The sequence below is a fragment of the Phycisphaerales bacterium genome (assembly GCA_020852515.1).
GTDB lineage: Bacteria > Planctomycetota > Phycisphaerae > Phycisphaerales > UBA5793 > UBA5793.
This window is the reverse complement of the sequence record JADZAS010000013.1, coordinates 244,043-257,417: the sequence shown is the minus strand read 5'-3', so window position 1 is coordinate 257,417 and position 13,375 is coordinate 244,043. Positions and strand designations below refer to the sequence as shown.

The 13,375-nt window shown below is 65.0% G+C and carries 13 protein-coding genes; 1 reads left to right on the top strand and 12 read right to left on the bottom strand.

The features are described 5' to 3' along the window. Positions 1–19: 19 nt before the first annotated feature. The 9 genes from IT430_07290 to IT430_07250 form a co-directional block, all read right to left on the bottom strand. Positions 20–643, bottom strand: coding sequence for an OmpH family outer membrane protein (locus IT430_07290; GenBank protein MCC6907727.1), 624 nt, complete (start codon positions 641–643; stop codon positions 20–22). A 209-nt stretch (positions 644–852) separates the two neighbouring features. After that, positions 853–3,240, bottom strand: coding sequence for a BamA/TamA family outer membrane protein (locus tag IT430_07285; protein MCC6907726.1), 2,388 nt, complete (start codon positions 3,238–3,240; stop codon positions 853–855). A gap of 111 nt (positions 3,241–3,351) precedes the next feature. Beyond that, positions 3,352–4,041 (bottom strand): hypothetical protein, encoded by a 690-nt coding sequence (locus tag IT430_07280; protein MCC6907725.1) that lies wholly within the window; start codon positions 4,039–4,041, stop codon positions 3,352–3,354. Beyond that, positions 3,971–4,963: an amidohydrolase family protein gene (locus IT430_07275; protein MCC6907724.1), complete on the bottom strand. Its 993-nt coding sequence runs from the start codon at positions 4,961–4,963 to the stop codon at positions 3,971–3,973. The genes IT430_07280 and IT430_07275 overlap by 71 nt, the downstream gene beginning before the upstream one ends. A gap of 174 nt (positions 4,964–5,137) precedes the next feature. Then, entirely contained in the window at positions 5,138–5,605 is a 468-nt protein-coding gene (moaC, locus tag IT430_07270; GenBank protein MCC6907723.1) for a cyclic pyranopterin monophosphate synthase MoaC, read from the bottom strand. Positions 5,606–5,632: 27 nt separating this feature from the next. After that, a complete protein-coding gene (locus tag IT430_07265; GenBank protein MCC6907722.1) occupies positions 5,633–6,286 on the bottom strand; it encodes a sulfite oxidase-like oxidoreductase in 654 nt (217 codons plus the stop codon). A gap of 15 nt (positions 6,287–6,301) precedes the next feature. Further along, the gene (locus tag IT430_07260; GenBank protein MCC6907721.1) at positions 6,302–6,718 is read right to left on the bottom strand and encodes a hypothetical protein; all 417 of its coding nucleotides are present in this window, start codon (positions 6,716–6,718) and stop codon (positions 6,302–6,304) included. A gap of 47 nt (positions 6,719–6,765) precedes the next feature. After that, a complete protein-coding gene (locus IT430_07255) occupies positions 6,766–7,593 on the bottom strand; it encodes a hypothetical protein (protein MCC6907720.1) in 828 nt (275 codons plus the stop codon). 28 nt (positions 7,594–7,621) lie between these two features. Further along, a complete protein-coding gene (locus IT430_07250) occupies positions 7,622–8,998 on the bottom strand; it encodes a hypothetical protein (GenBank protein MCC6907719.1) in 1,377 nt (458 codons plus the stop codon). A 185-nt stretch (positions 8,999–9,183) separates the two neighbouring features. On the opposite strand from IT430_07250, the gene IT430_07245 reads away from it, so the two are divergent. Continuing rightward, complete coding sequence (locus IT430_07245) at positions 9,184–10,287, top strand: NAD-binding protein (GenBank protein ID MCC6907718.1); 1,104 nt, start codon at positions 9,184–9,186, stop codon at positions 10,285–10,287. Between the two features lie 20 nt (positions 10,288–10,307). Here the strand turns inward: IT430_07245 and IT430_07240 are convergent, their stop codons facing one another. The 3 genes from IT430_07240 to IT430_07230 all read right to left on the bottom strand — a co-directional run bounded on the left by IT430_07240 (position 10,308) and on the right by IT430_07230 (position 13,341). Beyond that, positions 10,308–10,805: a histidine phosphatase family protein gene (locus tag IT430_07240; protein ID MCC6907717.1), complete on the bottom strand. Its 498-nt coding sequence runs from the start codon at positions 10,803–10,805 to the stop codon at positions 10,308–10,310. Between the two features lie 62 nt (positions 10,806–10,867). After that, positions 10,868–12,229 (bottom strand): hypothetical protein, encoded by a 1,362-nt coding sequence (locus tag IT430_07235; GenBank protein ID MCC6907716.1) that lies wholly within the window; start codon positions 12,227–12,229, stop codon positions 10,868–10,870. Then, entirely contained in the window at positions 12,226–13,341 is a 1,116-nt protein-coding gene (locus IT430_07230) for a HAMP domain-containing histidine kinase (protein MCC6907715.1), read from the bottom strand. The genes IT430_07235 and IT430_07230 overlap by 4 nt, the downstream gene beginning before the upstream one ends. Positions 13,342–13,375: the final 34 nt, after the last annotated feature.

Here is a 13,375-nt window from a genome sequence, read left to right as displayed (position 1 = left end):
CAGTCAGCCGGCGGCGGGATCAGCCGCCCGCCTTGAACTCGTTGTTCATGAGCAGGATGACTTCGTCGGTGATATCAACCACGTCCTTGCGCGAGTAGAACACCTGGCGGCGACTGATCAGTTCGGCCGCGGCGTCCAGTTTAGCCTCGTCGACTTTCTTGCTGCGCGCGTCGTCCCACAGCACGATGTCCCAGCCGTCGCGCTCGGCGACCTGAGCCACGGCCGCGGTGATCCTGTTGTACAGCTGCACCTGCCGGAGCGCCTTCTCCGAGCCGTACTTGTTCTCGGCGAACTTCTTCCACGAGTCGTACTTGAGCGACTCAAGGATGAACTTGTCCTCCTCCTTGCGGCGGTTCTCGCTGCCTTCGGGAAGCACGCTGACGCTTTCCTTGAGGTCGGCAATCGTCTTCTGCATGGCGCTGCTCTGCTGCTCGAGTTCGTCGCCGATCGTCTCGAGTTGCGTCTGCATCTCCTTCCACTCGGCGGACTTGTCGGTGATCGCGATCCAGTCCACCACGGCCACGGCGGTGGGGGTCGCGGGCTTGCGCGACAGAGCCGAAGCGCGGAGCGTCGCCATCAGGCCAATGCAGATTCCGGCGATGGCCAGCAACGTGGCGCTGTTTCTCTTGAACCAGATCTTCATGGGAACCACCCTCTGAGAATGGAAATCGATGTTTGTATTACGTTCGGCATCGCGTCCACCGCAAGCCCGACGTATCCCGTGATCATAGCGATTGGTGACGCTCGGAATGGGCTGGACCGGCAACAACCGGGCAAACTGTGCACGTTGCCCGGCAAGCGGGCGTCTGCAGAAAAGACAGGTCGAGGGCTCTCGCATTCCCGCCGCAAGCGTCAGAACGGCACGTCGATGCTGAAACTGAGCAGTTGCGTGTCGTCGGTGTCCTCTTTCACGATCGGGAAGCCGAAATCGAACGCGAGCGGCGCCTGGCCCAGTTGCGGGATGTAGAGGCGGACGCCCAGACCGACGGAGACGCGATACTGATCGAAACTAACGTCTTCGGTGACGGTTCCGGTGTCGATGAAGGCCACGCCGCCGATGAAGCGCTCGAAGACGGGAAATTCGTACTGGGCGCCGACGAAGAAGAGCCAGTCGCCGCCGGTGGGCTCGGGGCTCACGCGGCCGTTGGGCCGCAAGCCGCGCGGCGCGACGGTGCGGTAATCGAACCCGCGGAAAGACCGGCCGCCGAGGAAGAAGCGTTCGTAGATCGGGCTCATGCCGCCGAACTGGTAGCCGACCTGCGTGTGCAGTTGAAGGATGGACTTGCGGCCGAGAAAGTCTTCGGCCATGGTGAGAAAGACGGTGTGTTCGGCGCTGAGGCGGGTGAAGTCGAAGTCGCCGCCCAGAGCGCCGATCTGCTCCATGCCCAGCTCGAGCCGGCTGCCGCGCGACGGCCGGGCGCGATTGTCGACGGTGGTGCGGATGATGCCCGCGCCCAGGCCGGTGACGATGTTCTCATTCTGCACGTCGTACACGTCCACGGGTGCGAACTGGTCGATGTCGGAAAGATCGATCGACTGGTAGCGCGTGGAGACGTAGCCGGTCCAGACTTCGCCCAGGCGACGCGAGAGGCGCAGCGAGCCGCCCCATCGTTTCTCGTCGTAACTCTCCAGCACCCGCTCGGTGTACGCGAGCGAAGAGGAGAACGCGTTATCGGTGCCGAAGACGTAGGGATCACTCAGGCTGACGCTGTAGTTGCTGAACTCGTTGCCGGGCTGAATGTTGATGTTGAACACCTGGCCGGCGCCGCGGAACGCCCGCCCGCGGATGAACTCGTCGAAACTCTCGGGAAAGTCGGCGATGTCAAAGTTGCGCTGCGTCAGGCCGATGGAGCCGAAGACGCCCAGGTCCGAACTGACTGCGGCGCCGAAGTTGATCGAGCCGGTGTCGCCTTCCTTGACTTCGATGTTCACATCTCGATAAAGATCACTGGGATCGAAAAGGTCGGGCTGCGAGGGCGTGATGCTCACGTCCTGGAACAGTCCCGTGGCGCGGATGTCGCGCTTGGCGTTTTCGATGTAGACGCTGTTGAGCGGGCGGTTGGGCAGGACGTCCACCTCGCGCAGGATGACTTCGCTCTTGGTGAGGTGATTCCCCTTGGTGGTCACTTCGCCCGTGAATGCCAGCGCCCCTTCGTGAATGGTGATCAGCAGATCGACGAAAGGCTGCTCGGGGTCGCGCGTCGCCTGCGTCTCCACGACGACGTCGATGTAACCCAACCGGCCCAGGCTCTCCATCAGAATGGTGCGGCTCTTTTGAATGCGGTCGCGGCTGTAGACGTCGCCGGTCTTGATCGATATGAGCGCCTTGACCTGCGCCGGCAGCAGGCGGCGACTGCCTTCGACGACGACGTCTCGCATCGTGAACAGGCGGCCTTCCTCGATAAGGAACACGACTTTGGCTTCTTTGAGATCGTTGGAGAGGTCCAGTTGCCGCTCGATGCGCACGTCGAGATAGCCGCGGTCTTTGTAGTAGTCCGTGAGTGCGGCGATGTCGTTGGCCAAGGCGTCTTCATCGAGCTGGCCGGTGCGCAGCAGGAAGATGGCGGTCTTGGTCTTGAGGTTCGACTTCAACTGCTCGTTGCTGAACGCCACGTTGCCGCGATACTCGATGGCCTTGATCTTGACGCGCGGCCCCTCGCGGATCCTGAACAGGATGATGTTTGAGTCCGTCAGGACGTTGGGATCGACTTCGACCTGCGCGAGGTAGAAACCGCGGTTCTGATAGAGTTCGACGATCTGCTCGCGGGCACGGTTGATCTGAAACGTGTCGAGCGGATCGCCGACGCGGATGAGAATGGCGTTGAAGATGTCCTGGTCATTCACCGCCTGGTTGCCGGTGACCTGCACGTCCTCGGCCAGCGGCCACTCGTCGAACTGATAGGTGACGATGACGGCCTGGCCGTCGGGCGTGAGTTCGGCCTTGGGCAGGATGACGCGAAACTGGTTGAGGCGCGTGAGATTGCGAACATCCTGCTGCATGGTGGCGGCAGAGTATGGCTCGCCGACGGCGGTGCGGATGTTGTTTTCCACCAGCGTCTGGCTGACTCGCTTGAGTCCGACGTATTCGACGCGCCGGACGGGCAGGCCTTCGAAGGCATCGACGACGGGCGGCGATGCCGGAGGCGGCGCGTCCTGAGCGCGTGCAGCGCCGGGACGTCCCACCGCACCCAGCGCCAAGACCAGCATCAAGCCGGCCAGCAATTGTGATGTCCATCTCACCCGTGTGTTCCTCACCTGAGAGTTCGGCCTGCCAGCGGGGACAGTGTAGAGCCGCCCGCCGCGCGGCACAACCGCCCGGGAGGGCTCAAGTGAGTGCACGCAGAACGCCTTTCAGAAGCCCAGCACGTAAAAGCGGTGGCCCAGGCGGCGCGTCACTTCGGTGTTGAGGCGCACAGCGATCTGATCGACCGATGCGTCATCGCGCCGGGCCGTGAACGAGCCGCTCAGTTCAGCCGGGCCGAGCAGGTCATCGAACCCGCTGCTGGACTCGGTAAGGCGCAGCACCGCGTCCGAGATTGATCCGCCGAACGAGTTGCTTCCCGCCCTGTCCGCGGGAGCCAGGAACCCGGCGCCGTCATAGATTCCCGCGGCGCTGCCGGTGAGAATGACCTGCCGGACGGTGCAGTTCGTCGCGGTGCGATCGACAGGAGTCGAGCCGGCCTTGGGGCGCCAGGCCATGTCCACGCAGATGACGCGACCGTCGGCGAAGCGGCCGTTCTTGAGATCGTCCAGCGAGAGGTCGCTGAACAGGAAGGTGGCGGTATTGGCGTCGCGCGAGCGGTAGACGGCCGTTTTCAGATCGCCGGAGAGGCGGGCGGGATCGTCGCCCAGGCCGACGACTTCGATGTTGCCGCCGGAGTGGCCCATCAGGCCGCAGCCGGTCATCAGCAGCAGACACAGCGCGACGAAAAGGGCTCGCGCGAATCGGGCCGCCAGCAGCGAGCGGTGGTCAGGCGTTCCAGCGCGGCGCGGGTTCGACGTTCTCCCGGAGCATGCCGGTGAGCGTCGTGATCTGGGCATCAAGATCATCATCCTCTTCCATGACTTCGACTGTCTCTGGGGGAAGCGACATGCCGCCGGTCAGGCTTGCACCGCCGGGGCGCTCGATGCCCAGGCAGTGGAAGACATCGCGCTCGACGATGCCGCGAAGGTGCTGCCTCGGAATCGAGGGCAGGTCCGTGCCGTGGCTGTAACTGTTGAGCGAGTAGATGCGCGAGATCGCCCGCTCGGGAGTGTCGAAGGGGAAGCCGGAGGCGAAGAGGATCTTTTCCATCACGCGGTGTTCGAAGGCGGCCATCAGCGAGTTGTACAACTGCCAGGGTCGCGAGACCTGGCCGGCCAGATCCGTGTACACGTGCCGGTGCTTGCCGATGAGCACGAACGACTCGTCCGTCCACGGATAACCGAGTCCGCCGATGACCAGCCGAAGATTCGGGAATGCCCGGGCCACCTCATCAAAGAGCAACGGCCGGCCGTAGGACATGTTCGTCGCGGCAGTGGGGCGGCGCTGGGTCCGCACCAGGACGGGAACGCCCAGGGCCTGGCAGCGCTCGTAGACGCGCATGGCCCGGGAGTGGGTCGGATGAAAATTCTGAGTGGCGGGCGCGATGACCACGCCGCAGAGACCAAGGGCCAGGCCCTTGTCGATGTCATCGAGGGCGCCGTCGCACATCGGGTCGATGCCGGCGAATCCGATGCGCCGGTTTGGCTGGCGGCCGACAAATGCCGCGACACTCTCCGAAGTAATGTGCGCGTCGAGGTGGAGGCTGCGGAACCCGAGCACGACGGCCACATCCACGCACGACATGGCCGCTTCATGCACGGCGGGAGAGGCGTCAATCGAAGTCCAGGTTTCTACGTCTTCCCTCAGTCGCCAGTCCGTGGACTCCGCTCCCAATTGCGACGCATTGGTCCACACCTGCGTTTCGAGGTCGATGATCATTGATGAACCACCCGTGAGGAAATCGAATGAATAAGGGCAATGGTAGCGGGGAGTCCACCCCCAACCAAGGCCGGTCCGGCCCCTGCCATGCGTTGACTTCGGCCAGATGCCCCGGCGGGGACCAATTCTTGCCTGCCCGCCCGGCCGGGCCCCAAACTCCGGTGCAGGCCCCACTTACCGACCGTCCGCCGCCGGCGCCTTGGTCTTCTCAAGCAGCCGGATGCCTTCGATCCGCAGTTCCCGATCGATGGCCTTGGTCATGTCATAGAGCGTCAGTGCCGCGACCGCTACGGCGGTCAGGGCTTCCATCTCAACGCCCGTTTTGCCCGTCAATGACGCGCTGGCCGTGATGCGGATTCCATGTTCACGGCGTTCGAAGTCCACCTGCACGGCCTCGATGGGCAGGCTGTGGCAAAGGGGAACCAATTCGTCGCATCGCTTTGCCGCCAGGATGCCCGCGACCCGCGCCACCGCCAGGGCCTCGCCCTTGGGAAGCTGCCCGTCCATGACGGCGTCGAGCGTCGCGGATTGAGCGATGAAGAAGCCCTCGGCGACGGCGCGGCGGCGCATGGGCGGCTTGCCGCCGACATCCACCATGCTGGCACGCCCGCGTTCATCGACATGAGAGAGTTTTCCAGTCATGGAGCCTTTCGCCGCCAACGGCTGGCGTTACCAGCCGAAGCGCTCTTCCTTCCACGGGTCGCCGTGCATGTGGTAGCCGTTCACCTCCCAGAACCCGGGCGCATCGGAGGCGCGGAGTTCGATGCCGGTGATCCACTTGGCGCCTTTCCAGAAGTAGAGGCGGGGCACGACGGCGCGGATCGGGTAGCCGTGCTCAGCCTCGAGCGGCCGGCCATCGTGGTGCGTCGCCAGAATGCAGTCTTCGGCGGTGAACTCGTCGATGGAGACATTCGTTGTCCAGTCGTTGCCGGGCGCGCTGGCGGCGTGCTGCATGACGAACTTGGCGTCGGCGCGCGGCCGGGCCATCTCGATGAGCAGCCTCGTCGGCACGCCGGTAAACACGTTGTCGAGGCGCGACCAGTGCGTGACGCAGTGGATGTCGCAGCGCAGGTCCACGTGCGGCAGATCGCTGAACTGGCGCCAGTCGAGCGTGTAGGGGTTCTCGCACAATCCCCAGACTTTGAGTTGCCACTTCGCCGGGTCGATGTGCGGCACGGAGCCGTAGTGCAGGACTGGCCACTTCTTCGTAAGCGTCTGGCCGGGCGGGGTGCGCGCGTCGGCGCTGCCCGAGCCGCGCCGCGTATCGGGGCTGATGACCAGCGGCCTGGTGGGCGGCTCGCCTTGAGCCGCTCGATCGTGCATGACGATTCCCTCGCCTCAGTGCGGCTCATCCACGGGGATGAACTGCGCGCCCGAATCGACCGAGAAGTTCACAATCGCGCCGATCTCGAAATCTGATGGATTCTGCGGCGGCCGGACGCGGATGTGCAGCGGCACAACTGCTTTGACCACCATCATCGGATGTTCCAGGGCCGTCTCGATCACGCGACCCTGAATGATACGCGGCCGGCCGTAGACCGGGTCGATGAAGTGCCCGCCGGTGCGCGTGACGTCGATCCGCCGCGCGTGCGCTTCGATGCGGCCCGTGATGGACGAGCCGCGTGCTGCGGCAATCGGCGCGGCGACGTTGAGGTGCAGGCGATAATCCGTGCCGGAAATGCCCAGCACGATGCGATCACCGTGATTCTCCAGCAGCACTCCCCGCGCGATGTTCGACGCGACGCTCGATTCCATGTTCCGCCTGCCTCCGCCCTGCGTTGGTGCAGCGGCAATCTTATGGCTCACTCGCCGCCGCGTCCTGCGCGGCCGGGCGTGGCATCGCCGACCTTCTTCATGATGAACAGGTAGTTGAAGCCGCGCATGAAGAAGTTCTCCTGCTCGGCCGCCTTGCGCCAGTTGCCGCGCTTCAACTTCTGGTTGTGGCGGACCACGGCAATGATGTCCACGGGCTGGAGGCGCCGGCGCATGAGGCTGAACAGCTCGAAGCCGATTGGCATGAAGATGCCCGCGCCGCTGCCCGCCGGGCCCTTGCGCTTGCGCCAAGAATCGCTCACGTACAGCGCGAAGTAGCGCCGGTTGCGCAGCACGCGGAACGACTCGTCGATGACCTGCCGCATCGCGGCGTAGTACGCCTTGCCGCCGTCGTCTGATCCCGCGTCGAGCCGCCCGATGCAGTCCGGATCATCCGAGTAGTCGATGTGCGTCGAGTAGGGCGGGTCGATGAAGACGAAATCGACGCTGTGCGACTCGAGCGGAAGGTGCCGCGCGTCGGCTTTGGCCATGTCGGGGCGGCAAGGGGCGAGATCGAAGCCGATCGCCTTGCGGCCAAGGTCGCGCGCCACGTCCAGCGTCGTGCCGCTGCCGCACATGGGATCGAGAATCGTGTCGGTCTCACGGGTGTAGCGCGTGAGCAGTTGCCAGATGACCCACGAGGGCGTCGCGCCGGCGTAGTCCTTGTCGCCCTGCATGGCGCCGACGTTGGGCGAGTCGTAGTGCTGGCTTGGGTATTCCCACAGCGTCGTGGTCTGCAGGCGCAGCGGCGGCTTGCGCGGCGGTCGTCGAGCAGCGCCGTCGTGGCGAGGTGGCTGGCGATTGGCTGGCTTTGGCACGCGCGAATCGTAGGGTGCCTGGCGGCCGCTACTGCTCGCCGACCTCGACGTGCCCGTCGGCGTAGCAGGTGATGCCTGCGCGATTGATCTGGCCGTTCTTGAGTTCGTAGAGCACTGCGACGAGGGCGGGTTCCTCGAGTTGATCGAGCGGCTTGTCCGGTTTGACATACTGGAATGCGTTCTTTTCGCCAGTGACCGGATGCGTGAGCATCTCGTCGAGTTGTTCGCGCGTCATCATTTTGGCGGTGACGAGGTCGTCGAGTGAATTCGGCCACTGATTGTTGTGATCATTCGCGTACAAATGCAGCGACATGCCGATCTGTCGCGACTGGCTCATGGCCTGGTATTGCTTTGCCTGCTCGCGCTGCTTAACGAGGATCGGCCCGGCGAGATCGAGAATCGGCCGCAGATCCGCCTGCCCGATCGAGAGCGTCACTTTGCTGCCCTGGTGCACGCACGAGAGCGAGCGCAGAACGCGAAACGTCAGCGCCATTTCCGGCTCCATTTCCTGCTCGAGTTGAATCGCCTCTTCATCCTCGAGCGATTCGAGCTGCATCATGAACAGGCCCGGCAAGGAGTCGATGATCGCCTTGAGCTTCGCGGCCATCGACGCCTCGGGCAGTTCGATGACGCCGGTGACGGATGGGTTGTGGCCGAGATCGATCCAGCCGTGCATCTGCACCGCCATGCGCAGCAGCATCGCCGCTCCCGCCGGCGACTCGTGTATTTCGTCGGGGAGGGCGTCCCACTGTTCCCGCGCTTCGTCGCGGTCGCGCAGCGTGGGGATGAAGGCGATGGCCATCGCCCGGCCGTTCATTGATTCATATGCAGCGCGCACGCGATTGCAGCGCTCGGGATCGAAGCCCGGCAGCTCGAGATCGGGCCCGTCCTTGGGCGGGTTGGTGAGTTTGAGACGGTGCGACTGCCAGAGCAGCATCCAATCCCCCTGGCGCTCGATGACGGGCTCACTTGTGAACTCGTTGGCGTGCTTTTTGAGCAGCTCCGTCAGCGCCGCTTCGTCGCAGCTGTCGGCGTCCACGTGGATTCCCGCCACGGGCATGAACGCGAAGAGGTCGTCATTCTCCGGCTCGGCGCCGGCGATGACGATGAGGCGACCGCCCGCCCGCACCAGCGGTTCATAGTCGGTCCGCAACTTGGCAATCTGTTCGCCGAGTTCGGGAATGTTCTCGATGATGCCCCGGCCGGTGGCGTCGATCGCGGCGGGCGTGGCCTGCACGAGATCGACAACCACGAGCACCATCGTCTCGTCATTGACGAAGTCATCGGGCAGGGGGGGCAGGGCGAGCGCCACGCGCGCGGGCAGCCCCACCGCCGTCACGGCCAGAAAGGCGGCGAACACAGCGCCGCTGGCGGCGCATCCGGATCGACGCATCAGGTGAAGCATGTCAGCCTCCCTCTCTCAAAGTCAATGGAGCCGGCCGGACTTCCGTGCGGCCGGCCAGGATCATCCTAACAGATCGCCCTGCGCCAAGCCAGACCGGCGGCGCTGATTCTCAGTTGGCCCGCGCATCGGAGTCGCTCGGGAACAATCGCCGCGGAGGGGATACGCTGTGCCTGCGGAGGCTGCGCATGCCCGGGCGACGGCTCGACCGATTGCACATCCCAACAGAGCATGGCCGGACGCGGTTCGTCGGCTCGCGCTGGTGGCGCGAATGGTGCTTCTTCCGCACCGCCGTGGCACACTTTCGGCTGCGCCTGCTGCTGATGGTTCTCATTGTCGCGACGGGCGCGCTGATCTTTCGCGTCTACCACGCTCCGGAGCGCCTCTCGCTGTGGGAGGCGGTGTATTACTCGTGGAGCCTCGTGTTCGGCGAGCCGCCCGAGCGGTTTCCCGAGTCATGGGCGATCCGCCCGCTGTTCTTTCTCATGCCGGTGTTCGGGCTGACCATCATCATCGAAGGCATCGTGGACTTCTCCCTGATGCTCCGCGACCGCCGGCGCTACGAACGGAGTTGGTGCAGAACCATGGCGACATCGATGCACGATCACGTGGTGCTCGTCGGCCTCGGCCGGCTCGGCTACCGGGTCTTCAAACTGCTGCGCAAACTGGGAGAAGCGGTGGTCGTATTCGAGCGCGACGCCAACAACCAGTTCCTCGAAGACGTGCGCCGCGACGGCTCGCCGTTGTTCATCGGCGACGCCCGGCGCGAAGCCCTTCTCGAAGAGGCGAACATCCGCAAGGCCAAGAGCATCATCCTCGCCACCGATGACGACCTGGCCAATCTCGAAATCGCGCTCGATGCGCGCCACCTCGTTCCCGACCTGCCCGTGGTGATGCGCATGTTCGATCAGAACATCGCCGACAAGGTGGGCGATGCGTTCGACATTCACCTGGCGATGTCGCAGTCGGCCATCTCGGCTCCGTCGTTCACCATGGCCGCCGTCGATCGATCGATCGAGTACAGTTTCGCCATCGACGACCGGCTCGTGGTCATGCAGCGCTGGCAGGTATGCGACGGCGGGCCGATGTGCGGCCGCAAGGTCGGGGAGCTGATGAGTGAACACGGCATCGGCGTCGTGCGGCGCAAGTCGAGCGATGGGTCGCGGCTCTTCCCCGGGCCGGAGACCGTGCTCGAGCCGGGGGATGAACTGCTCGTCGAAGGCGAGTACACCGCGCTCACGGCGCTGGCGCGGCGCCTGCGCCAGGTGGAGGGCGTCGGGCCAAAGCGTTGAAAGGCGCTTGGCCGGACTCGTTATGAGTCATCCAGATCGCGCGCCCGCCACATCTGTTTGAGCCGGCCGCGCGTGCCGTCTTTCACGTCGGTCCATGAGTCGATGGGAAATTCAATCTGCGCGAGCGTGGCCGTGCGCATCTGCTCCGCCCGGCCGGTGAGGCCGGTCAGCAGTTCCTCCAGTCCTGGATTGTGACCGACGGCCATCAGGCAACGCGCCTGTATCGGCGCCTGTTGCAGTATGCGAAGGATCGCGCCGCTTGAGGCAAGGTACAGCCGCTCATCCGGATCGATGCGCGTCGCGGTCCCGCTCGCTTCAACGAGCAGTTCGGCGGTCTCCAGCGTGCGCTGCGCGGTCGAGGCGATGATCACTTGCGGCATCAAATCGAGTTCGTCGAGCAGGCGGCCCAAGCGCTGAGCATCGCGGCGGCCGCGCCTGGTGAGAGGTCGATCGTGGTCGGCTACGCCCTCGTCGGCATGGCTCGACTTGGCGTGTCGAAGCAGAAGCAGCGTGCGCATCGGGCTCAATTCCCAGCGTCAGACTTGCGGACGGCCCTTTGTACGCGCGTTGGCGAACGCGGTCAAACGCGGGCCGGCTCAGGTTCCGGGTCGGCCGGCTCCGAGGCTCGCAGCGCCGCTCGCGGGCTGGAAAAAACCATACTAAACGTCGTTCCGTGCCCGACGGTGCTGTTCACGCGCAGCGTGCCGCCGTGCTTCTCAACGAGCCGATACGAGATCGACAGCCCCAGACCCGTGCCCTTTCCGACCGGCTTGGTGGTGAAGAAGGGCTCGAAAATGCGGTTCAGATCCTCGGGCGCGATGCCCGAGCCATTGTCCTGCACCTCGATCACGTTGTGATGAGCGCGGTGGATGAGGCGGATGGTCAGGCGCGGATCCGGGACGCCCGCCATCGCATCCAGCGCATTGAGCGAGAGATTGACGAGCACCTGCTCAAGGGCGGTGGGAACCAGCCACTGGGCCGCGAGACGGTGATCGAGATCTTCGATCAGTTGCACGTGCCGCGCGCGAGGGTCGAGTTGGATGATGCGCTTCACGCGCTCGATGAGTTGGCCGATCGGAACCGGCGGGCCGGTTGGATCGTCGGGCCTCGCAAACGCGGTCATCTGACGGATGATGTTGCTGATGCGGTCGATCTGCTCGCGCAGGGTGCGAATGGCGGACTCGGTGGCTCGCTCGGGCTTGCGAATCATCAGCTGCAGCACGCTGTCCATCGAGGCTAGGGGGTTGGCGATCTCGTGCGCCAGGCCCGCGGCGAGTTGCCCGAGACCCACCATCTTCTCGTGCTGCACCATCGCCTGCTGCTGATCGCGCAGGCGGTGGGACATCTCCAGGAGGCGGCGCGAGTGTTCGTGAAGGCGCTGCTCGTTGAGGCGCAGACGGGTCGTGAGGTGATTGGCGATGAACACCGTGAGGTAGAGCGTCAGGATGAAGCCGACTGCGGCCAGAGCGTCGGCGCGGCTGGACGGCGAAGGGCCAAGCGTGCACAGCAGCGTAAAGAAAATGCACACGGCGTATGTCGCCGCGAGATAGGACATCACCTGGCCGAGCAGCAGGCTGGCGAAGACCATATGAAAGACGAAAAAGCCGCTGATGATGCTGCCCAGCCCGCCCGTCCACACCGTGAGGATCGCCAGAAGGGAGAGATCGACGCCGATCTGCAGCCAGACGGCCAGAAGCAGGCGGCGGGGGTGGCGCATGAGCGGAATGCTGCGGCGCGTCCAGGCGGCCACCATGGCGTTGAAGCCGAGAATCGTTATGCCCAGCATGAGCGCGGCCGTGGCGTTTGGGAACCACTGAAGCCATACGCGATCGATGAGCGCGGCGATCGCGACGGCGGCGCCCGCGCCCCATCGCAGCGACACCAGCCAGCGTACCTGGCTGAGCAGCAGGCGGTTGTTGGCGGGGGAGAATGCGTGCGTCACGTGAGTTGCGGGCCTTGGGCAGCGGGAGTGGAGGTCGAGGCGGGAACCACGGCGACTTCGGCCGGCGGCGGCTCGTCCTCGGCGCTGCCGCCCTCGCTGATCGATCGCGGCAGGTCGAGCATCTTCTCGCCCGGCACATAGTCGGTAAGCACAATGCGCCGAACCTGCTTGAGCAGGTCCACCGTGTTGGTCATGCGCGCCAGGCAGGCGCGGATTCGATCCAGCCGGTCTTTGAGTTCAGGCGAGGCGTTGCGGCTGCGGTCGAGCAGTTGCACCTGCAGGCTGATGATCGCCAGGGCGTTGTTCAACTCGTGATTGAGCATGCGCGCCGTCTGCTGCAGCGTCTCGATCTTGCGCAGTTCGCTGACCTCGAGGCGATCGGCCATCTGGTTGAGCGCACGCGCCAGTTGGCCGAACTCATCGGGCTGGTCGAGTGCGATGCGGTGGTCGAAGCGTTCGCGGGCCCAGATGCTCGTGGCGGCGATGATCTGCTCCATCGGCTGCAGCACGAGGCCAACCGTCCGCAGCCCGACGAGGATCGAGACGTTGACGACGAGAATCGACGCCACCGCCACGCCGAGCACAATCCAGCGGAAGCGGTTGGTGATCGCGGTCTGGCTGTCGGCGGCGAAGGCCCGGGCCAGTCGGGTGAGTTCGAGAATGTCGGTCTGAACGCCGACGTGGCTGCGCAGGACCTGGTCGCGCGCTTCGCCGATGTCCGCGGCATCCGAGAGCCGCGCCAGCGCGTCGAGGCGGTCGGCAAAAGCCGGCACGGTTTCGACCAGCCGGCCGGCGAGGCCGGGCGCCGGGGACTGCTCGGGCCAGTTGAGCGAGGCGGCGCCGAGCCGGTCGATCGCCTGGCGCATGTCGGCCGCGGTCTGCGAAAGTGCCGCCGCGGGCACCGCCTGGGGCCCGGCTGCGTAGAGCGCCGACTCGACGCCGGTGACGTGCCCGCCGAGATCGTGCAACTGCGAGATGTAGGTGGTGCTGGTGGCCTTGATGTCGTCGATCTCGCCGACGAGGCGGTTGAGCAGCAGGACCGACCCGATCGCCAGTACGGCGAACAGGACGATCATGGAGCCAAGTCCCAGTAGCAGGCGACGTCGGAGCATCGAGCCTTGATCTACAAACGGCGCGCCAGGCCGG

Excerpts from the sequence above, each read along its gene's own strand:
- moaC (MCC6907723.1), bottom strand. The coding sequence starts at position 5,605 with ATGACTGGAAAACTCTCTCATGTCGATGAACGCGGGCGTGCCAGCATG.
- IT430_07290 (MCC6907727.1), bottom strand. The coding sequence starts at position 643 with ATGAAGATCTGGTTCAAGAGAAACAGCGCCACGTTGCTGGCCATCGCC.
- IT430_07260 (MCC6907721.1), bottom strand. The coding sequence starts at position 6,718 with ATGGAATCGAGCGTCGCGTCGAACATCGCGCGGGGAGTGCTGCTGGAG.
- IT430_07240 (MCC6907717.1), bottom strand. The coding sequence starts at position 10,805 with ATGCGCACGCTGCTTCTGCTTCGACACGCCAAGTCGAGCCATGCCGAC.
- IT430_07275 (MCC6907724.1), bottom strand. The coding sequence starts at position 4,963 with ATGATCATCGACCTCGAAACGCAGGTGTGGACCAATGCGTCGCAATTG.
- IT430_07265 (MCC6907722.1), bottom strand. The coding sequence starts at position 6,286 with ATGCACGATCGAGCGGCTCAAGGCGAGCCGCCCACCAGGCCGCTGGTC.
- IT430_07280 (MCC6907725.1), bottom strand. The coding sequence starts at position 4,041 with ATGCCCAGATCACGACGCTCACCGGCATGCTCCGGGAGAACGTCGAAC.
- IT430_07245 (MCC6907718.1), top strand. The coding sequence starts at position 9,184 with ATGCCCGGGCGACGGCTCGACCGATTGCACATCCCAACAGAGCATGGC.
- IT430_07250 (MCC6907719.1), bottom strand. The coding sequence starts at position 8,998 with ATGCTTCACCTGATGCGTCGATCCGGATGCGCCGCCAGCGGCGCTGTG.
- IT430_07230 (MCC6907715.1), bottom strand. The coding sequence starts at position 13,341 with ATGCTCCGACGTCGCCTGCTACTGGGACTTGGCTCCATGATCGTCCTG.